22 protein-coding genes are annotated in these 17,607 nt (G+C 68.6%); 15 read left to right on the top strand and 7 right to left on the bottom strand.

Going from position 1 to position 17,607, the window contains the following annotated elements:
• Positions 1–32 precede the first annotated feature (32 nt).
• Complete coding sequence (locus GT354_RS41045) at positions 33–332, top strand: hypothetical protein (RefSeq protein WP_161361734.1); 300 nt, start codon at positions 33–35, stop codon at positions 330–332.
• A 359-nt stretch (positions 333–691) separates the two neighbouring features.
• Positions 692–1,459, top strand: coding sequence for an endonuclease/exonuclease/phosphatase family protein (locus tag GT354_RS41040; RefSeq protein WP_161361732.1), 768 nt, complete (start codon positions 692–694; stop codon positions 1,457–1,459).
• A 9-nt stretch (positions 1,460–1,468) separates the two neighbouring features.
• On the opposite strand, the gene GT354_RS41035 is transcribed toward GT354_RS41040, so the two are convergent.
• Positions 1,469–2,824: a carotenoid oxygenase family protein gene (locus GT354_RS41035; RefSeq protein WP_161361731.1), complete on the bottom strand. Its 1,356-nt coding sequence runs from the start codon at positions 2,822–2,824 to the stop codon at positions 1,469–1,471.
• A 224-nt stretch (positions 2,825–3,048) separates the two neighbouring features.
• Entirely contained in the window at positions 3,049–3,591 is a 543-nt protein-coding gene (locus GT354_RS41030; RefSeq protein WP_161361729.1) for a hypothetical protein, read from the bottom strand.
• A 112-nt stretch (positions 3,592–3,703) separates the two neighbouring features.
• Here GT354_RS41030 and GT354_RS41025 point away from each other — a divergent pair, with 112 nt between their 5' ends.
• Positions 3,704–4,225 carry a PadR family transcriptional regulator gene (locus GT354_RS41025; RefSeq protein ID WP_161361727.1) on the top strand — a complete coding sequence of 174 codons (522 nt, stop codon included), beginning with the start codon at positions 3,704–3,706 and terminating at the stop codon, positions 4,223–4,225.
• 87 nt (positions 4,226–4,312) lie between these two features.
• Here GT354_RS41025 and GT354_RS41020 read toward each other — a convergent pair whose 3' ends face one another.
• Complete coding sequence (locus GT354_RS41020; RefSeq protein WP_161361725.1) at positions 4,313–4,663, bottom strand: hypothetical protein; 351 nt, start codon at positions 4,661–4,663, stop codon at positions 4,313–4,315.
• Between the two features lie 119 nt (positions 4,664–4,782).
• On the opposite strand from GT354_RS41020, the gene GT354_RS41015 reads away from it, so the two are divergent.
• Positions 4,783–5,691 (top strand): alpha/beta hydrolase, encoded by a 909-nt coding sequence (locus GT354_RS41015; RefSeq protein ID WP_161361724.1) that lies wholly within the window; start codon positions 4,783–4,785, stop codon positions 5,689–5,691.
• Between the two features lie 217 nt (positions 5,692–5,908).
• Positions 5,909–6,199 carry an MTH1187 family thiamine-binding protein gene (locus GT354_RS41010; RefSeq protein ID WP_161361722.1) on the top strand — a complete coding sequence of 97 codons (291 nt, stop codon included), beginning with the start codon at positions 5,909–5,911 and terminating at the stop codon, positions 6,197–6,199.
• Between the two features lie 120 nt (positions 6,200–6,319).
• Here the strand turns inward: GT354_RS41010 and cspE are convergent, their stop codons facing one another.
• A complete protein-coding gene (cspE, locus tag GT354_RS41005; RefSeq protein WP_161361762.1) occupies positions 6,320–6,529 on the bottom strand; it encodes a transcription antiterminator/RNA stability regulator CspE in 210 nt (69 codons plus the stop codon).
• Positions 6,530–6,816: 287 nt separating this feature from the next.
• Here cspE and GT354_RS41000 point away from each other — a divergent pair, with 287 nt between their 5' ends.
• Positions 6,817–7,332, top strand: a complete 516-nt coding sequence (locus GT354_RS41000) for a SigE family RNA polymerase sigma factor (RefSeq protein ID WP_161361719.1) — start codon at positions 6,817–6,819, stop codon at positions 7,330–7,332.
• Between the two features lie 179 nt (positions 7,333–7,511).
• Here GT354_RS41000 and GT354_RS40995 read toward each other — a convergent pair whose 3' ends face one another.
• Positions 7,512–7,676 (bottom strand): hypothetical protein, encoded by a 165-nt coding sequence (locus GT354_RS40995; RefSeq protein WP_161361717.1) that lies wholly within the window; start codon positions 7,674–7,676, stop codon positions 7,512–7,514.
• A gap of 51 nt (positions 7,677–7,727) precedes the next feature.
• Here GT354_RS40995 and GT354_RS40990 point away from each other — a divergent pair, with 51 nt between their 5' ends.
• Both GT354_RS40990 and GT354_RS40985 read left to right on the top strand, forming a co-directional pair.
• Positions 7,728–8,900, top strand: coding sequence for a hypothetical protein (locus GT354_RS40990; RefSeq protein ID WP_161361715.1), 1,173 nt, complete (start codon positions 7,728–7,730; stop codon positions 8,898–8,900).
• A 414-nt stretch (positions 8,901–9,314) separates the two neighbouring features.
• Positions 9,315–10,019 carry a hypothetical protein gene (locus tag GT354_RS40985; protein WP_161361713.1) on the top strand — a complete coding sequence of 235 codons (705 nt, stop codon included), beginning with the start codon at positions 9,315–9,317 and terminating at the stop codon, positions 10,017–10,019.
• Between the two features lie 85 nt (positions 10,020–10,104).
• Here the strand turns inward: GT354_RS40985 and GT354_RS40980 are convergent, their stop codons facing one another.
• Both GT354_RS40980 and GT354_RS40975 read right to left on the bottom strand, forming a co-directional pair.
• Entirely contained in the window at positions 10,105–10,293 is a 189-nt protein-coding gene (locus GT354_RS40980) for a GIY-YIG nuclease family protein (protein WP_237535951.1), read from the bottom strand.
• Positions 10,294–11,142: 849 nt separating this feature from the next.
• Positions 11,143–11,673 carry an ATP-binding protein gene (locus GT354_RS40975; protein ID WP_161361711.1) on the bottom strand — a complete coding sequence of 177 codons (531 nt, stop codon included), beginning with the start codon at positions 11,671–11,673 and terminating at the stop codon, positions 11,143–11,145.
• A gap of 133 nt (positions 11,674–11,806) precedes the next feature.
• Here GT354_RS40975 and GT354_RS40970 point away from each other — a divergent pair, with 133 nt between their 5' ends.
• The 7 genes from GT354_RS40970 to GT354_RS40940 all read left to right on the top strand — a co-directional run bounded on the left by GT354_RS40970 (position 11,807) and on the right by GT354_RS40940 (position 17,403).
• Complete coding sequence (locus tag GT354_RS40970; protein WP_346012411.1) at positions 11,807–12,706, top strand: helix-turn-helix transcriptional regulator; 900 nt, start codon at positions 11,807–11,809, stop codon at positions 12,704–12,706.
• Positions 12,703–12,906, top strand: coding sequence for a DUF397 domain-containing protein (locus tag GT354_RS40965; RefSeq protein WP_161361707.1), 204 nt, complete (start codon positions 12,703–12,705; stop codon positions 12,904–12,906). The genes GT354_RS40970 and GT354_RS40965 overlap by 4 nt, the downstream gene beginning before the upstream one ends.
• 213 nt (positions 12,907–13,119) lie before the next feature.
• Complete coding sequence (locus GT354_RS40960; protein WP_346012410.1) at positions 13,120–14,103, top strand: sigma-70 family RNA polymerase sigma factor; 984 nt, start codon at positions 13,120–13,122, stop codon at positions 14,101–14,103.
• Positions 14,104–14,259: 156 nt separating this feature from the next.
• Positions 14,260–14,670: an SgcJ/EcaC family oxidoreductase gene (locus tag GT354_RS40955; protein ID WP_161361703.1), complete on the top strand. Its 411-nt coding sequence runs from the start codon at positions 14,260–14,262 to the stop codon at positions 14,668–14,670.
• 468 nt (positions 14,671–15,138) lie between these two features.
• On the top strand, positions 15,139–15,459 hold the full coding sequence (locus GT354_RS40950) for a type II toxin-antitoxin system RelE/ParE family toxin (RefSeq protein ID WP_161361701.1): 321 nt from the start codon (positions 15,139–15,141) through the stop codon (positions 15,457–15,459).
• Between the two features lie 66 nt (positions 15,460–15,525).
• Positions 15,526–16,041 (top strand): helix-turn-helix domain-containing protein, encoded by a 516-nt coding sequence (locus GT354_RS40945; protein WP_237535950.1) that lies wholly within the window; start codon positions 15,526–15,528, stop codon positions 16,039–16,041.
• Positions 16,042–16,770: 729 nt separating this feature from the next.
• The gene (locus GT354_RS40940; protein WP_161358609.1) at positions 16,771–17,403 is read left to right on the top strand and encodes a hypothetical protein; all 633 of its coding nucleotides are present in this window, start codon (positions 16,771–16,773) and stop codon (positions 17,401–17,403) included.
• Positions 17,404–17,607: the final 204 nt, after the last annotated feature.

The following is a 17,607-nucleotide window of genomic DNA, read 5'->3' as shown; positions in this document are numbered from 1 at the left end:
CCGGCGGACGACCGCAGGACCGGAGGGGAATCATGCACATGTCGCTGAGCGTCGTAGCCGCTGCGCCGCCCGACTCCATCGTCGGGCTCAATTCCGCGCTGACTCAAGAGACGAGCGCCGCCGGTCGCGGGGTGACCGTCGGCGTTCCGATCCTGATCATATTCATTCTCTTTTACCTGGTCACACACAAGAACTACAAGATCGGTGGTCTGGTCTTGGCGTTCGTGGCCGGCGTAATGCTGTCCGGCACGCAAGTCGCGTCGTCGCTGTCCGAGTTGGTCGACCACCTCGTTACCGCCGGCGTCAACGCGGTCAGCGACGTGTTCAGCTAGGCGAGGACGGGCACGGCGAAGCCGAGCGGGGCGGGCAACCCAAACGGGCAGACGCGGGGCCGGCACGGATGCGGTGACGGTACGTCGTCGGCGATGACGACGTACCCGATCGCCCGTGCGTCCCGTCGGCTGTGTGTTTCGGCGACCGAGGATTCAACGACCGGGGATTTCACCGATCGGGAATTCAACGATCGGGGATTTCAACGACCGGGCGCTTCAACGGCCGAGCGTTTCGGCAGCCGAACGTTTCGGCAACCGAGCGTTCGGGCGGCCGAGCGTTTCGGCGACCGTGGGTACGATCGCCCGTGCGTTTGGAGCGACCGCGCGTGCCGGCGCCGATCCGGTGGTAGTCCCAGGGCATGAGCGACCCCTTGCACGTGATGACCTTCAATGTGCGCGGCCCCGAGAACCCGTCCCCGAATTCGTGGGCCGAGCGCCGCCCGATCGTGCTCGAACTGCTGCGCGCCGAGCGGCCGCACGTGCTCGGTACCCAGGAGGGTCGCTATCACCATGTCCGGGACCTGGCCCGCGAGTTGCGGGCCGACTACGACTGGATCGGGATCGGCCGGCACGGCGGTAGCAGGTCCGAGTTCGGCGCGGTGTTCTATGACGTACACCGGCTCGAACCGCTGGCGTTCGACTACGTCTGGCTGTCGTCGTTTCCGCACATGATCGGTTCGCGGACGTGGGGCAACTGGCGGCATCCGCGGATGATCACCTGGGTGCGGTTCAAAGATGTGGCGACCGACTCCGAGTTCGTGTTCCTCAACACCCACTGGGACCACGTGTCGGCGGTCGCGCGCCGCAAGAGCGCCAGGGCGATGCGGGCGTTGCTCGCGAGGCGGTTCGCCGACACGGCGGCGATCGTGGTCGGCGACTTCAACGTCGGGACGGACAGCGAGCCGTTCGCGACCATGACGGCCGGTGGGCTGCTCGTGGATGCCGGCGCGGCGACGACCACGCGGACGTACAACAACTGGGAAGCGCCGGTGGACGGCGAGCGGATCGACTGGATCCTGGCGTCCCGCGAATTCGAGGTCGAGCGGGCCCGAACGCTCACCTGGCGCAGGGACGATCGGTGTCCGTCGGACCACTGGCCGGTCCAGGCCTGGCTGACCCGGCGTTGACCGACCGCGTCACCCGTCGGTCACCGACACCGGCTCCGGCTCCGACGCCAACGCCGACTTCGGCTCCGACGCCGGCTCCGACTTCACCTCGGTCAGCCAGTTGCCGTGGAAGCCGAACGGCACCCGACACGGCAGGTGCACGGTCGCGACCGGCTCGGCCGCGAGGTCGTCCGCGTCGAGCACCACCAGGTCGCTCGTGTCGCGGGCGGCGTCGTACACGTAGGTGAGCAGCCATCCCGGGCCGCCGGGCCGGTCGTCGGCGGGCACGAACGACGCCTCGCCGGGGGTGCGTCCCGCACCGAACTCGTGTGCGACCACGGCCCCGTCGCTCAGGTCGTAGCGCAGGAGGGCGTGTTCGGTCGCGGCGTACCCGTGCTGGGCCGGGAGACCGGCATGGCGGTCGTCGATGCGTGGGAACTCGGCCGGGCGGTCGTCGAGTTGCTCCTCGCGTACGGTTTCCGCTGCCAGGTCGATCGTCCAACGCCACAGCGTGGCAGGGCTGTCGGGTGCGCCTTCCTTGTACAGGTGCGTGCGGCGCATGACGTGCAGCACGATCCGGTCGGTGCCCTCGTCGTGCGCGTTGAGCGTGTGGAACACGTAGCACGGGTCGATCTCGAACCAGCGCACGGCGCCGTGCGGATCGTCGCGCCGCAGCACGCCCAGTCGGGCGCCGTACGACTCCTGCCACGCGTACGGCATGGTGCCGGCGCGGGCGCGGTCCAGGTCGAACACGACGGGCAGGTCCATGAAGACCACATGTCCGGCGGTGAGATTGAAGTCGTGCATCATCGTGCTGCCCGAGACCTCGATGTCGCGGGTGACCACGAGCTCGCCGCTCGCGTCGGCGCGGTGGTAGGTCAGGTAGGGCGCGACGATCGATCCGCAGCCGAAGAAGTGCAGTTCGCCGGTGTCGGGACAGGTTTTGGGGTGCGCGGTCATCGACGTGCGCAGCCGGCCGGCGAAGTCGTGCGGGCCGATCGTGTCGAGAGTGTCGGTCAGTTCGTACGGGAGGGAACTCTCGACCAGCGCGAGGGTGCGGCCGGCGTGCCGGACGACGTGCGTGTTGGCGGCGCCGTTGGCCAGGTCGCGACTGCCGTCGGGGCGGTGCACCGGTGCCCCGGTGTCGAAGCTCGCGGTGCGCACGAAGCGGTTTCGATACCAGCGGGCCCGGCCGGCGTCGAGGTGGACGCCGTGCACCATGCCGTCGCCGAGGAACCAATGGCCGCTGGGCTTGCGGGGGTTGGGGCCGTTGCGCAGGTAGGAGCCGGTGAGCTGCGGGGGCAGGACGCCGGTGACGCGAAGGTCGGTGTCGGTGCGCTCGTCGGCGACGGGGGCGTGGTTGCCGGTCAGATGAAAGGGCGTCATGTGCCTTGAGCCTTTGTTCTTTCGCGAGGGCGCTGCGGGCGGGGGGAGGAGACGGCGCGGGGCCGGCGCGGTCCGGGCTCGGGCCCGGCTCATGGTCCGGGTCCGGGCCCGGATCCGGGTCCGGATCGAGTTCGGGTTCAGGTTCGGATCGAGTCCGGATCGAGTCCGGATGGAGCCCCGTACGGGCAGGTGAGCGGCCGGGTGGGCCCCGGTCCCGGCCCCGGTCAGGCGCTGTGGCGGGCCTGGACGATCGCGGGGTAGCGGGCCGTGAACATCGCGGGGACGACGAACCCGGCGGCCTGCACGGCGATCGCAACGTTCGAGCTCAGGTCGTGGGAGCGGACGACGTACAGCGCGACGGCGGTAGCGGTGAAGCTCGCGGCCCACACGGCGGTGATCACGACGTTGATCGACATGAAGGCCGGCAACTCCCAGATCTCACGCGGGGTCGAGCGGCGGGCGATCACGAGCGTGAAGGGCTTGTGGGCCGCGATCGAGGCCCACGCGGTGACCGCGAGCCAGGCGAGCGACGCGGCGCCGACGTAGCGGCGGAAGTCGGAGTCGGGGGTGGCGAACGCGAGCGGCGTCACCACCAGGAAGAACGCGGCGGTGCTGTACGCCAACAGGTCCACGCCTCGCTCCGCCCGATGGTCCTGGAAGGCGAGATACAGGGTGACGGCCAGCGCGGCGAGTGCGCCCCACTGCCAGTTCGTCGACGGGACGGCGGCGAAGACGATCCACGGTGCGAAGTTGCGTACGTAGTTCATGGGGACTCCGGGATTCGGGCGACCGCCGGTCCGAGTGACCGTCTCGTTCTGACAGGTCGATGGTGGACCTTCCACCTTTGACATGTCAATTCCGAGTGGTAAAGTTCGGGTCATGAGCCTCCGTCACGCACTCCTCGGACTCCTCTCCTCCAGGTCGGCCAGCGGCTACGACCTGTTGAAGACCTTCGAAACGTCGCTGGCCAACGTGTGGCCCGCGACGCAGAGCCAGGTCTACGGAGAACTGGGCAAACTCTCGGCCGACGGCCTGCTCGACGTCACGGCCGAGGGGCCGCGCGGGCGCAAGGAATACTCGATCACCGCGGCCGGCCGCGACGAACTGCGGCACTGGCTGGTGGAGGTGGAGCCGGAGCGGGTCCGGCGCAGCACCATGCTCCTGCGCGTGTTCTTCCTCGACACGCTCGCGCCCGACGAGGCTCAGGCGTATCTGGCGGCGCAAGCCGAGGCGGCGGCGCAGACCAACGCGGGCCTGCGGGCGGTGGAGACCGGCATCGCGTGGGACGACAGCCCCCTGTCGACCTACGGGCGGATCGCGCTCGAATACGGCCTGCGGCTGTCGCAGGTACAGCGGGACTGGGCGGAGTGGGCCGCGACCCAGGTGGGGCGGGCCGACTGAGCGCGCCGCGGACCGGACGGGCCCGCGACGCGCGTGGACGTCACATACGTCCGGCGAGGCGCGTCGCCGGAACGCGCGCGTGGGAGGTCACGGGAACCGGTGCACCACCTCGATGGGCCCGACGATGTGCCGATTGAACTCGGTCAACTCCTCGGCGGGCACCCACAGTTCAAGGATCGTCCGACCACCCGCCCGCCGGACGGGATAGCGGATCACGTACTCGGTCTCGATCCGGAACCTGGTCACGAAGCCGGCCCCGGAGGCAGGCACGTTCCAGTCCCGCGCGATCTTGATCGCGTAGTCCTCGTCGAGCACAGGATAGAAAATCGGCTGATCGGGCAACCGAGGCGGCCAAGCGGTCCACCCGGACTCGCGCACGAGCTCCAATTCCGCCGGCCCGGTGGGCCGCCAGAGCGTCGTGGTGGGAATGGCGTTCATGGCTTCATGGTGCGTCCGTGACACCCGACCGCGGAAACGAGTTTCGCCCGACTGCCCCGGGGGCGTGATCTGACGCACCGTCATGGAACTTGCCGGCGGGCGCTGCTACGTTCCGCGACATGGAGAAGCGCATCGACCCCGAGCTGCTCGCGGTCCTCCCATACCTGCCGATCGTGGACATCGCCGACATCGTGGGCTTTCGCGACGCGCAACGCGCACGGACGCAACCGGCGCGCCGGCCGGACGGCCTGGTGGTCGAGGATCGGGTCGTGGCCGCGGAGGTGCCGGTACGGATCTACACGCCGAAGGAGGCCGTCGGGCCGCTCGGCGTGCTGGTGTGGTTCCACGGCGGCGGGTTCGTCTTCGGCGACGTGGACAGTTCGGACGGCAGTTGCGTGGCGACCGCCCTCGAGGTGGGCTGTGTCGTGGTGAGCGTGGAGTATCGGCTCGCGCCGGAGCACCCGTTCCCGGCCGGGTTCGAGGACGCGTGGGCGGCTCTGGGGTGGGTCGTGGAGCACGCGGCCTCGCTCGGGGCGGACCCAGGCCGGATCGCGGTGGGCGGGGTCAGCGCGGGCGGCGCGCTCGCGGCGGCGCTTGCGCTTCGGGCGCGGGACGAGGGCGGGCCCGCGCTCGTGTACCAGCTGCTGGACACGGCGGTCCTGGACGACCGGCTCGACACGCCCTCGATGCGCGAGTTCGAGGCCGCGCCGCTGTGGAACCGGCCGCAGGCGCAGCTCAGTTGGCAGTACTACCTGGCCGGGGCCGCGCCCACGGCCTACGCCGCCCCGGCCCGGGCCGAGGACGTGTCGAACCTGCCCCCGGCGTACATCACCGCCAACGAACTCGACCCGCTGCGCGACGAGGCGATCGAGTACGCGACCCGCCTGATCCGCGCCGGCGTCCGGGTCGAACTGCATCACCGCCCCGGCACGTTTCACGGCTCCAACGCCATCCCGGCCGCGGACGTCTCCCGTCGCGCGGCGGCGGACATGCGCAGAGCCCTGCGGGCGGCGTTCGAGCCGGCGTAGACGTAGGCGCCCCGAGGTCGGCTTTCGGACGGCGGCGCCCGGACGTCGGTATGCACGTCCGCACGTCCGCACGCCCGCACGCCCGCACGCCCGCACGCCCGCACGTCCGCACGTCCGCACGTCCGCACGTCCATACGAGCGTCGTCATGGGCGTCGATCCGGGCTTCGGTGTGCCTAGGGTGGGACGGTCCGTGGTCGTGCTGCGAAAGGCTGTGCCGTGATCGTCGCGTTCTCCGTGTCCCCGCTCGGTATTGGTGAAGACGTCGGCGAGGCGGTGGCCGAGGCGGTCCGCGTCGTGCGGGCCAGCGGGCTGCCGAATCGCACCGACGCCATGTTCACCTCGATCGAAGGTGAGTGGGACGAGGTGATGGCCGTGGTCAAGGACGCCGTCGAGGCGGTCAAGGCGCGGTCGAACCGGGTGAGCCTGGTACTGAAGGCCGACATCCGGGAGGGCGTCACCGACGGGCTGACGGCGAAGGTGGAGACGGTGGAGCGGTACCTGGCATAGGCGCGGCGCGCACGGCGGCGGTCGCATAGCCCCGTACGCACGCCACTCCCGTACGCACGCCACCCTCGGCCCGCGCACCTTCGGGCCGACGGTGGCGTGCGCAACCGAAGTGAGCGAGTGTCAGATGGTCACGACGTTCGCCGCGCTGGGCCCCTTCTGACCGTCCTCGATCTCGAACTCGACGGCCGCGCCCTCGGCGAGGGTCTTGAAGCCATGGCTCTGAATGGCACTGAAGTGCACGAAGACGTCCTTGCTGCCGTTGTCCGGGCTGATGAAGCCGAATCCCTTGGCCTCGTTGAACCACTTCACGTGCCCCTGGACCTTGGCCATGTGGATGCCTCTCCCCAACTCCGCAACGCCGCGCGCGGGTACGCGCGATTCGAGCCTGCCCAGCACGAGCGGTACCGGAAACCACGGAGTGCGGGGCGTCGGATCGGGGCGGGACGGGACGGTCGCGACGGTGTGCGCGCGACGGGGGCGCCGTGTCGGCGGGGAGATCGACTCGGGCGACGGCGGGGGTTGCCGAGGCGTCGGTGGGCCGGCCCGAACGGCCGCCTGTAACGCGACGCCCTGCCCGGCACATTCCCCTGGTGACATCGAAACACGGGAGAGCGCGAATGCCGAGCGGATCCGACCCGGACTTCCTGGAGTTCGCCGCGACCCACAGCGGCAGACTCTTTCGGACCGCGTGCCTGCTCACCACCGGGGATTGGCACCTGGCCGAGGACCTGCTCCAGGAAACGCTGGGAAAGCTGTATCCCAAGTGGCGCAAGGTCAGCCGGATGGAGTGGCCTTTCGCCTACGCGCACACCACGCTCGTCCGTACCTATCTCGCACAACAGCGCCGCAAGAGTTCGACCGAGCGCACGACCGACAACGTGCCCGAACAGGCGGTGCGGGCAGCCGGGGACACCGAGCTTCGGCTCACCCTCCTCGACGGTCTGGCCCGGCTGTCGCCGCGTGATCGGGCCGTGCTCGTCGTTCGCTACTGGGAAGACCGTTCGGTCGATGAAGCCGCCGAGATGCTGAACCTCACGGCGGGGGCCGTACGGGTTCGCTCGCTACGGGCGTTGGAACGGCTGCGCGTGCTGCTCGGCGATCAACTGCCCGAACTCGCCCTCGATCGAGCCTGACGACGGGCCGCGCGGCTCGAAAACGCCCTGCGGCTCGACGCGAGCCGGGCGGCGCGTCGCCGCGACGCGACGCGACGAGACGCGGCTCGGGTCGGGTCGGGTCAGGTCAGGTCGTCCGACGCATTCCCAGTACTTCTCTCCACCACTTCCGCCCAGCACTTCCCCTGGTACGTCCCCTGCTACATCTTCTGATGCGTCCCCTGGTACATCTCCACACATACCTCGAAGGGAACGGTGATCGCTTCGTGGCCGCCGCCGGCTTGGGCCCGTCCACGCAGGATCCGGACGGACGGGACCGCCCCGAACCGTACCTGCACGATCCGAACGACCTGCCCGTCTTGCATGGGCGAGTCCCCGAAGAGTCAGCGCATTTCGAGCGGGTTCTGGTCGACGCGATGCGCACCGTCGCCGAGACGTTCCCGATGCACGGCCCCGGCGTGCTCGCCCGCGCCGTCACCCAGGGCAAGCGACGCCGTCGCGTTCGGCGGGTGAGATTCGCCGCGGCCACCTGCGTGTTGACGCTCGCGGCGGTCGGTGGCTGGGTGTCGCTCGACCACGAGGCCGACGGGCAGGCCACTGCGGCGTCCGACCACACGGGTCTCGCGCCCCAACCCGGCGGGCGGGTGACGGGGGAGCAGATGGTCACCACTCTCACGAGCTTGCTGCCGAGTGGGATGAAACTGACCGGCATCGCGGGCACCGGTTCTCAACGGTCCGTGAACGACCCGCCCTTGCTCACGGCGGACCCGACCGTCTCCGCGCGATTCACCGCGCCCGACGGCGGCGCCACCGGTATCACCGTGCTGGTGACGCGGCCCGATCCGGACACGGCCGACGCCCGGATGGCGAACTGCCCGTCGGGGTGGTTCACGTCGTGCGAGCGCGTCGCCGAACCCGACGGCTCGAACGCGACACTCGCCAAGAGCGTGAACCCGTGGGGGGAGGAGCAGCGCCAGACCGCATGGACGGTGTTCCTCGATCGGCGGGACGGCGTCAGGGTCAAAATCGTCGCGTACGGCGGCGGAGACCGTAACGAAGCCGGTCGAGAGGTCGACCCGAAACTGTCCTTCGACCAGCTCACCACGATCGCCGCGAGCCCGAGGTGGAACGCCGCCGCGGTTGCGGCGCCGCCGCCGGAGAAGCGCCCGCTGGGCATCCTCACCAAGCTCGTCCCGACCGGCGCGTACGAGATCGGCGAACGCCGCGGCGGCGACGGCGAGCACGGGCAGCTCCAACTCACCGACCTCAAGGGGCGGTCGACGTTGTCCGTCGTGGCGAGCACCCAGCTTGCGTGGGTCGACACGTGCCATCCGTTGGTCCCCGACTGCTCGGTGACGACCCTCCCGGACGGCTCACAGATCATGACCACGCGTCAGCAGCCGTTGCATTCCCCCGAGGGATCGATGTCGTGGAGCGTCCACGTACGGCGTCCCGACGGCTTGTCCCTCCTCGTCACCGCGAGCAATAACGGCTTCTTGTCGACGACCGGGGGCGTCGACCGATTCGAACCGGTCCTGACCACGGACCAACTCCAGGTGATCGCCACCAGCCCGCTCTGGAACAGCTGAACCCGGCACCACCCACGGACCGCCCCGCCCACTCCCTCGGGCGGGGCGGTCCGTGCGTTTCTCCCTCGATCCGGGGTGTGCTCGGGAACTGTCGCTCAGGCGACCCGCCGTACAGGAAACGCGTACGACGGAGGGCAGTTGCCGGTCTGGAGGCGTTTTGGCCGGTGGGGCCGTCGGTGCGGTTTCCGGTCGGACGGAAACCCGGCTCTATAGGGCCTACCTAGGCGGGCCCCCCTTTCGAGGGGGCCGCCGGCCTAGAGGGGCGATACGTCACTCGCAAGGGGGATTGCGCCGGTCGGGTGTAACCGTGTGTGCTGAGCGGTGACCGAAACGTGATTCGGCCCCCGCCCGGTGAAACAACACCAAACGAGGGCCTGGCCATTCGACGACTCGAAGAAAGAAAAAAATCGCCTCATGACTGTCCTCCAGGATATCGACGTCCCCGCCTCTGTACAGAACCCGACCGTCACCGTGTTGGCCCAATACGGAGCCGTCAAAGGACAGGCGTTCGAAGCCGCCGTGCGCTACGGGGACCAGCCGCCGGGCACCCCTTTGAGCATCGACAAGATCCGCGAACTCCTGGGCGTGGGCGCCCACATCGCCGCCCGCGTACTGCGTGAACTCACCGCCGCCGGGCTGACCGTGGTCGAGCGGATCAAGGACACGATCACCGGCCGCATGCTCGGCCGCCGCACCGTGTGGGCCGGCCCCGGCGGCACGGGAGAGGCCACCACCCCGGAGCAGCCGTCGGACGACACCGCGCGAGCGATGACGCTTCTACGCTCCCTGGGGCGCGCAGACCGCCGATTGGCCTTTCGCGACACGAAGTTGGTCACCCTGGTCCCCTACATCGTCGACCGCTTCGAAGCCGGCGAATCCGAGCACGACCTCTTCCGCGAACTGACCACCCGCCTGCCCGCAAAGGGCCAACGCATCACCTCCGGCTTTCTGTACCACCGCCTCACCAAGCCCCCGAACCCCCCGAAGCCGTCGAAGCCCCCGACCATCCCGGCCCAACGCCTCGCCCGCCCCCGCCTGATCGAATGCGCCGACTGTGGGCGCCCAAGCCCCACCCTGATCCCAGGCGCCTTGTGCCGCCCCTGCCGCACCGGCGAGTGACCGACCCGCCGCCGAACGCCCCGTACAACGGCTCCCCCACGACCACCGCACCGCCGCTTCGGACGCGCGGTCACCACCCGACGCGCTATGCGCTGATGGGCAGTTCGCCGGCTCGACGTCGTGCTTGCGCGCGTAGCTCGGTGAGCCGGGGGTGGAACAGGTTGTGCCGGTTCTGGTCGAGATTGAGCGGCAGGTCGAGACGGCCGATCAGGTCGGACTCAAGGCCCCACGGCTCCGAGTGCTCCAGCCAACACACTCGGGCGTGCTCTGCCATCCACGTGCTCAGATGGCCTCCCGGCCATGCCGAAGGTCAGGCGCTTGCCACTGCTGCCGACCCGCCGCAGCTCCAGGCCCAGCAGACAGCCGAGAGTGAGCCGGAGCGTGGACCCGGCCGCCTCGCGCCTTGTACGCGTGACGCGTGTCGCGTGACGCGTGACGCGTGACGCGTGACGCGTGACGCGTGTCGCGTGACGCGTGTCGCGTGTCGCGTGACGCGTGTCGCGTGACGCGTGTCGCGTGTCGCGTGTCGCGTGACGCGTGACGCGTGACGCGTGTCGCGCCGAGAGCACCGGAAGGCGGCCGATCGGGCGCACCAGGGACGGTCGGACCTCCTCGGGAGCCGGGGCCCCGGGGCTCCGCCACCGATCCGACAGTGCTAGAACTGCCCTCTCCACCAAGGCAGATCCATGGACGGTGCGGCGACCGTCGGCGCCCGACGCAAGATTTTGTCGTCCAACCGCCCAACGAGGACTCACAACTCCCGTGCGGCAGCACGAGGAAGAGCGTGAATGACCTCCTCCAATGAATCCCGATACAAGCCGGGATCACAACCGCACTCGGGGATGCCACATCTGGTCGCGGTATCCGCCGGGTTCAGGCGCGCAGCGGGCCCGTTCGCCAACGACGCCCACCCGACGAGACTCCAGGCCACCATCCCGTCCCAAAACCGAGCCCGCTCAAGGCTCGTGACAGCAGCCTGAGAACCCCTGGACAACCCGGAAACGTGCCGCACTCGCCGTGTGAAGCGATACCGACGGCCATGGCCGGCCCGAACGACCGACGGCGACCTACGCGCCACAACCCCTTGAAATGTTGGTCATACCCGAGAGTCTGACAGACCCGCTCAACGCGAGACCACACCCGTCGGTACGGGCAGGTCGAGGGTTGCCCAGACGGTTTTGCCGGTGGGAAGCCAACGCTCGACACCTCGGCCGGTCACCAAGGCATCCACGAGGATCAGGCCTCGCCCCGATTCGGCGAGGTCGCCTCCGTCGTCGGGTTCGCCGGTCTCACCGGTCTCACCGTTCTCGCCGTCCTCGCCAGGAGGAGTCGCGTCGGCGCTCGGCACCCCGCCCTGACGATCCGAAACCTCGACGCGCACGGTGGCCGTTCCCCGCCGAGCCGACCCGATCGTCAGGCGGAGCTCGAATCCGTACACCGAACTTCCGCCATGCGTCACCGCGTTCGCGGCGAGCTCGGCCACGATCAGGGCTACCGTTCGGGACGAATCGGTGTCCCGAGGCCAACCCCAGGTGCCGAGTTGCTCGACCGCACCGAGCCGAGCGGCCCGGGCGCCGAAGGTGGTCGAAGCGAACCTGCGTACGAAATCCGCGGCGACTGGAAAAAGTTCGGCGGGGGATGTTTCGGGCTTCATGCCCCAGAGCATCCCTTCGCGGACGTACCGTGACCAGGGGCGAAGTCGGTACGAGGCGTACGCGTACGGACGGGCGCGGTCGACTGTCCGGACTGTCGGCCGTGACCGTCCACGCACGTACGCGGGTTGGGCGGTGAACGCTGTGGTGGATATCGGCACGAACGATCAGGACGCGGTAGGACGGGAGCGAAGGCCCGAGCCACCGGAGGATACGGACGGCGCTGTCGACTTCTTCCGGGCCGTCGGCAAGCAGGTCAAGCTGTTGCGCGACCGGGCGGGGCTGACCCAGAAGGAACTGGGCGACCGACTCGGCTACAGCGAAGAGCAGATCTCCTCTGTGGAGCGCGGGCGGCGCACGCCGCAGCCCCTGTTCCTCGACGCGGCGGACGACCTGTTGGGCGCAGATGGCCTGCTGAGGGCGACGAAAGAAGACTTGGCGAAGGCCAAGGCGAAGTCACGGGTCCGACACCCTGCTTGGTTCCGAGACTACGCGCGCCAGGAGACGGACGCCGTCGAGCTGAACTACTTCAGCACGCTCACGGTTCCCGGCATGCTTCAGACCGAGGAGTACGCGCGAGCGACATTCACCGTTCGTCAGCCCCTTCTTGATGAGGAAACCATCGAGGACAGGGTCGCCGCCAGGCTCGCACGCCAAGAGACCTTGACGCGTTGGCCGGCGCCCATGGTCAGCGTGGTACTCGATGAGTCCGTCCTGCGTCGGCCCATCGGGGGCCGGGACGTCCATAGCAGGCAGATCGAACGCCTGCTTCACCTGGGGCAGTTGCGGAATATGACGCTCCAGGTGCTGCCGATGGACTGCGAAGACCACGCAGGCATCGATGGTCCGTTCACCTTGCTCACGCCGAAGGGCCGTCAGCAGGTGGGGTACGTGGAAGTCCAGAGCGTCAGCCGCTTGATCACAGATCCCGAAGAGGTCCGTATTCTGGCGGCACGTTACGGCAGCATTCGAGGGCAAGCGCTCACGCCTCGCGAGTCCTTGGTGCGGATCGAGAAGATGATGGGAGAGGGATGACTACCGAAATTTTCCCGAGCGGTACCGCTGGGCTGAATTGGCACAAGAGCAGCCACAGCGGTGGCGAGGGCGGCGAATGCGTCGAGTTCGCCGCTGCCCTCGAAGCCGCTCACGTTCGTGATTCCAAGGACCCGCACGGCCCCCGACTCACCTTCGCTCCCACCGCCTGGACCGGTTTCCTCGCCTCCACCACTCGCTGAGCCGTACGCGCGGCGGCGGCCCGTACCGGAACGTGAACCCGGCCCGCTCCCCACCGGCCGCTGCCGCGCCGTACATCCGCGTCCGACGCCAACGACCTGTCACGCTCTCGATCAAGGACCCGAGGGCCCGATCCGGTGGCCGACCAGTGCCCCCAGGAGCATGTCGTCGTGCGCGGGTAAGGTGCCCTCCACAGCAGCCGAGAGGGCGTGGGCGTGACAGCCAGGGCAGAAGGCTTCGATCGCCGGATCGACCCGTTCCGTTCGGAGTTGCTGGCGTACTGCTACCGGATGCTCGGCTCGGTTCACGACGCCGAGGACTTGGTCCAGGACACGTATGTGCGCGCGTGGCGCGCGCGGGAGCAGTACGACGAGACCCGTGGTTCACTACGCACCTGGCTCTACCGCATCGCGACGAACGTCTGCCTGACCGCCTTGGAAGCCCGCGGCCGCCGACCACTGCCGTCCGGCCTGGTGGCCGCGTCGGAGCCGCTCGCACCGCTCGTGCCGGGCGAAAACCTCGCCTGGCTCCAGCCCCTGCCGGACTCCATGGTGGACGGGAGCGATCCGGCAGGGACCGTGATCGACCGCAGCACCCTGCGCCTGGCGTTCGCCGCCGCCCTGCAGTACCTGTCGGCGCGTCAACGAGGTGCGCTGATCCTGCGTGACGTGCTCGCCTTCTCCGCGTCCGAGGCGGCGGAGATCCTCGGCACCACGGTCGCATCGGTGAACAGTTCGCTGCAGCGGGCGCGTACTCGTCTGAAGGAGGCCGGGGGTCGGCCGGAGCATCTCGGCGAGCCGTCGACAGCCGAGCAGCGCGCCTGGGTCGATCGCTACATGGCGGCGTTCGAGCGGGCCGATGTCGAGGGTCTCAAGCGGCTGCTCACCGAAGACGTGATCATGGAAATGCCGCCGGTGCTCAACTGGTTCGCCGGCCCCGGCAAGTACGGCCTGTTCATGGAGTGGGTCTTCGAACAGGCCGGAACGGACTGGTCCCTGAAGCCGGTTGCGGCCAACGGCCAACCCGGTTTCGCCGCCTATCGACGCGTCGGCGACGGATACGACCTGCACACGCTCCAGATCTTCACCGTCACCACCGCCGGCATCAGCCGAAATTCGGTGTTCCAGGATTCCGAGGTCTTCGCGTCCTTCGGTCTGGCGACCCGACTCGATACCCGGGGACACGCCGCGACCACCTGACGCCGCCACGTACGGCACCCTCCCTGTGTCGAGCACCCCTCGACACCTCTTCGACGCGGGTTCACCGGGACGCGATGAGTTTCGACCCCGCCGCCGGTATGTAGTGACGAGTTCGCCGGAACAACCCCACGGCGAACCGATCACAAGGGAGATTCGATGTCCGACAGTCGTGCGGAAGACAAGGCCGCCATCCAGGCCGTCCTGGCCGACTCCTACGAGGCGTGGGAGAGCGGCGACGCCGAGGGCATGGTCGCCGACTACACCCCGGACGCGACCGCCATCATGCCCGGCTCGCTTCGCGACAGCCGCGAAGTGATCCGCGCGAGCATGGCCCTGGCCTTCGCCGGCCCCCTCAAGGGCAGCTCGACCTACAACAGGCAACTCGGCTTCCGCTTCGTCGGCAGAGACGCCGCGATCGTCATCAGCAAATCCGGCATCCTCTTCCCCGGCCACACCGAAGTCCCGGACACGGCCATGGTGAACGCGACCTGGGTTTTCGAAAAGCGGGACGGCCGGTGGCTCATCGCCGCGTATCACAACAGCCCGGTACCGGCGCCCGGGCAGTGAACCCGTCCGGTCCCGTCCCGTTCCCGTTCCCGTTCCCGTTCCCGTTCCCCACCACCAACAGTGACGGCGTGCCGCGACACGACTACCCGACGTCGCCGACAAAGACGCCGGACCGCCCGACCGCCCCCAACCCCACACCGGCCTGACCTGCACCGACAACGCACCCGGCCCTCGGGCGCAGCCACACCCACGGCAGCCATCCGCAGCGTGTACCCACCCACGCCGCGGATGGCCTGCCGGCTCCAATTTCGAAGCCGCCCCGACCTCGCGCGGACCCGCCCCGCACAACCAAGCGGGCGGTCCGCACCGGGTACGCACGGACGCCGACCGCCCACCAGGACCCGGCGAGCCGACCCGAAGCCCTCCACCCCCGAAGCGCCAGCGTCACCCGTAGTGGCCTGAGTCCGCTCCACTCGGGAATGAACCCGAACCCGATGAGGCGGACAAATTGTCCGGTAGCTGAGTGGGGTGTTCGCGATCGAGATGGAAGAGGGCGAACGCATGGGTATGCCCAGGCCCAAGCCGCTCGGCCAAGGGCTGTTCGAACTCCGGTTCGATGCAGCGAACCGGGCGATGCGGATCAGCTACTGGATCCGCACCGACGCCCGCACCGACGCCCGCACCGACGCGACCGCGGTGCTCCTGACGGTGTTCCGCAAGCAGAGGATGAACGAGCACGTGCAGGTCGAGCGTGCCAGACAGGTGATGAAGACATGCCAGAACGACCACTCGGGCGGGCCGGTCGCAATCATCTTCGCGGGGGAGCCGCTGGAACTGGGCGGCCGATGACGAGCAACCGGCGACAAACCGGGACGGCCGACGGCGCCGGACGAGACGAACCACGGAGGCGAAACGATGAACGCGCGTGAGGCAATGCGTCGCAGGGCCGCCAAGCCCACCGCCGAGCCGGTCCCGGAGACCTCCCACGCAGACGCGATGACCACGCGCGAGGTCGAGGAGTTCGACCAGGCGTACGCGGAGGCCGCGCTCGGTGACGCGATGGCCCAAGCCGTGTACGACCGCCGCATCGCACTCGGCTGGACGAAGGCCGAACTCGCCCGCCGCGCGGGGATGAACGAGCGGGTCATCCGCCGCCTCGAGGATGGCGGCCGACCGGTGACCACACCGACACTCCTCCGCCTGGGACGAGCCCTGGGCGGGCATTTCATAGTCGCGCTGCTCAGTCACAACCCAGTGGTGACCTTCAAGCCCACCACCCGACAAACAACACGGTCGACGACGCGGTGGGCCTGCCGCACCCCCGCGACTTCAACAAAGCACGGAGGCCGATCCCTGCTGGCCGGCCCCGCCCGCAAGTCGTGCACCACCACCACCGGAAACATGGTGCATCGCCTCAGAGTCAACGCATAACAGGCACGCCCACCCGCTACCGGCAGCCCTGCCAATCCATCGCCGAACACCACCTACCTGCGGGCGAGTCCACCACTCCCCAACCACCCAACAGCACTCAAGCCGCACCCCAGGAGGTGTCGAAAGACGCGCCCTGAGCCTGCGTGCGGGATCGGGATCGATCCGACCGAGTCATGAAACGCGCCGAACGAGTCGGACCCCAAAGACGCGACGCAGCGACACAGTCTTCGGCACCGCCTACACCACACCGGCAACGCCCTCGCCGCCGAAACCGGCACCACCCTCCCAGAACTCATGGACCGCATAACCGCGCAGCCCTGACCCACCAACACGCCCGCGCCGACCAAGACCAGGCCACCACCGAACGCAACCGCGAAGCGGAAGTCCCAGCCCCAAGATCATCACCAATCCGGCACGGCTCCGGCACGCCAGGCGTAGCGGGCCCGGGAACGACGAAGGCCCAGTCCACGGATCATGTCCGTGACCTGGGCCTTCTCACACGAGCGGGCGACGAGAATCGAACTCGCGTTCTAAGCTTGGGAAGCGCCGTTCCCGCAATGCTCGCGAACGCACCCTGACCAGCTCCGCATTCTCGCCTGCGTTGCCGGCTCGACGGTCCGCCAGTACCCCCTGATGACCGCAGATCCCAGCCCGTTCCGGCACGCATCTGGCACGGGCGAGGCCCGGTTTCTCTTGCCGCAGCGCTGATGAAACTGAGAACGTGCTTGAGTGAGTGCTTGGGGGAATTTCGCAATCCAGACCGCTGGGCCCCTGTTAGGCGTTCTTGTCGGCGGCGCGATTGCGGCGATGGTGGCGCGCTGGCAGACGGCCAAGACTCTGACCACGCAAGCCTGGTTGGCATCGAGCCAGCAACTTGCGGACGCACGGTTGGCACGAGCAGAACGAGATCACGAGCGAGCCGTCAATGCATCTAATCGGCTCCTGGAACGGCTGGCGGACCTCTACTCCTGGCTGCCTTCCCTGCCGGACGTCTCCGAGGACGTACCCAGGCTGAGTCCTCAAGCCCGCGAAAACTGCTCGACGGCGCTGGCAAGCATTCGGCGCGGGATGCATACGGAGATCTTCTTGATCCCGGAGCCTGCTGCGCGCGAGCGCTATCGCATTCTGGTGCAACTCGCCTACGACGTCGCGTGGCGTGGGGTAGGTCGAGGTAATCATGAGCGCCAAATAAGAGACGTCACAAACTACCTGCGCTACGTGCAGCACTCCCTTGAAGCCGTCATCGAGGGAAAGCCTCTACCTGAGTTGGCTTCTCCGCCGGTACTGGATCGGGCTGACCCCACTGCGTGGCAGCCCCCAAACCTTCCCCCTCACTGGGGTGATCCGGCGGACGGCAATTAGACCAGATGACAGAGCTACGCACATGGTTCCGGAGCGGGTGTGAGCGCCTTCCCAAAACCGCCGTCTGACCTGCACAGGAACGCATCGGGAGCCCACCAAATCCCAAGATCATTACACGCATGCTGCACAACCAGTCAGCTGCCCCCAAAACCCAACCAAGGAACCCGGTCCACGGCATGCCGGGGACCGGGTGGCATGCCGTGG

This window comes from Streptomyces sp. SID3343 (assembly GCF_009865215.1).
GTDB lineage: Bacteria > Actinomycetota > Actinomycetes > Streptomycetales > Streptomycetaceae > Embleya.
Note: the sequence above shows the minus strand (reverse complement) of the source record. Positions and strands in the feature narration are given on the sequence as shown.

Bases quoted from the DNA above. Each gene is read 5' to 3' on its own strand.
- GT354_RS41040 (WP_161361732.1), top strand. From the start codon at position 692: ATGAGCGACCCCTTGCACGTGATGACCTTCAATGTGCGCGGCCCCGAG.
- GT354_RS41045 (WP_161361734.1), top strand. From the start codon at position 33: ATGCACATGTCGCTGAGCGTCGTAGCCGCTGCGCCGCCCGACTCCATC.
- GT354_RS40955 (WP_161361703.1), top strand. From the start codon at position 14,260: ATGTCCGACAGTCGTGCGGAAGACAAGGCCGCCATCCAGGCCGTCCTG.
- GT354_RS40985 (WP_161361713.1), top strand. From the start codon at position 9,315: ATGACTGTCCTCCAGGATATCGACGTCCCCGCCTCTGTACAGAACCCG.
- GT354_RS40990 (WP_161361715.1), top strand. From the start codon at position 7,728: ATGCGCACCGTCGCCGAGACGTTCCCGATGCACGGCCCCGGCGTGCTC.
- GT354_RS40995 (WP_161361717.1), bottom strand. From the start codon at position 7,676: ATGCAAGACGGGCAGGTCGTTCGGATCGTGCAGGTACGGTTCGGGGCG.
- GT354_RS40945 (WP_237535950.1), top strand. From the start codon at position 15,526: ATGAACGCGCGTGAGGCAATGCGTCGCAGGGCCGCCAAGCCCACCGCC.
- GT354_RS41000 (WP_161361719.1), top strand. From the start codon at position 6,817: ATGCCGAGCGGATCCGACCCGGACTTCCTGGAGTTCGCCGCGACCCAC.
- GT354_RS41025 (WP_161361727.1), top strand. From the start codon at position 3,704: ATGAGCCTCCGTCACGCACTCCTCGGACTCCTCTCCTCCAGGTCGGCC.
- GT354_RS40965 (WP_161361707.1), top strand. From the start codon at position 12,703: ATGACTACCGAAATTTTCCCGAGCGGTACCGCTGGGCTGAATTGGCAC.
- GT354_RS41015 (WP_161361724.1), top strand. From the start codon at position 4,783: ATGGAGAAGCGCATCGACCCCGAGCTGCTCGCGGTCCTCCCATACCTG.
- GT354_RS41035 (WP_161361731.1), bottom strand. From the start codon at position 2,824: ATGACGCCCTTTCATCTGACCGGCAACCACGCCCCCGTCGCCGACGAG.
- GT354_RS41020 (WP_161361725.1), bottom strand. From the start codon at position 4,663: ATGAACGCCATTCCCACCACGACGCTCTGGCGGCCCACCGGGCCGGCG.
- GT354_RS40975 (WP_161361711.1), bottom strand. From the start codon at position 11,673: ATGAAGCCCGAAACATCCCCCGCCGAACTTTTTCCAGTCGCCGCGGAT.
- GT354_RS41030 (WP_161361729.1), bottom strand. From the start codon at position 3,591: ATGAACTACGTACGCAACTTCGCACCGTGGATCGTCTTCGCCGCCGTC.
- cspE (WP_161361762.1), bottom strand. From the start codon at position 6,529: ATGGCCAAGGTCCAGGGGCACGTGAAGTGGTTCAACGAGGCCAAGGGA.
- GT354_RS40980 (WP_237535951.1), bottom strand. From the start codon at position 10,293: ATGGCAGAGCACGCCCGAGTGTGTTGGCTGGAGCACTCGGAGCCGTGG.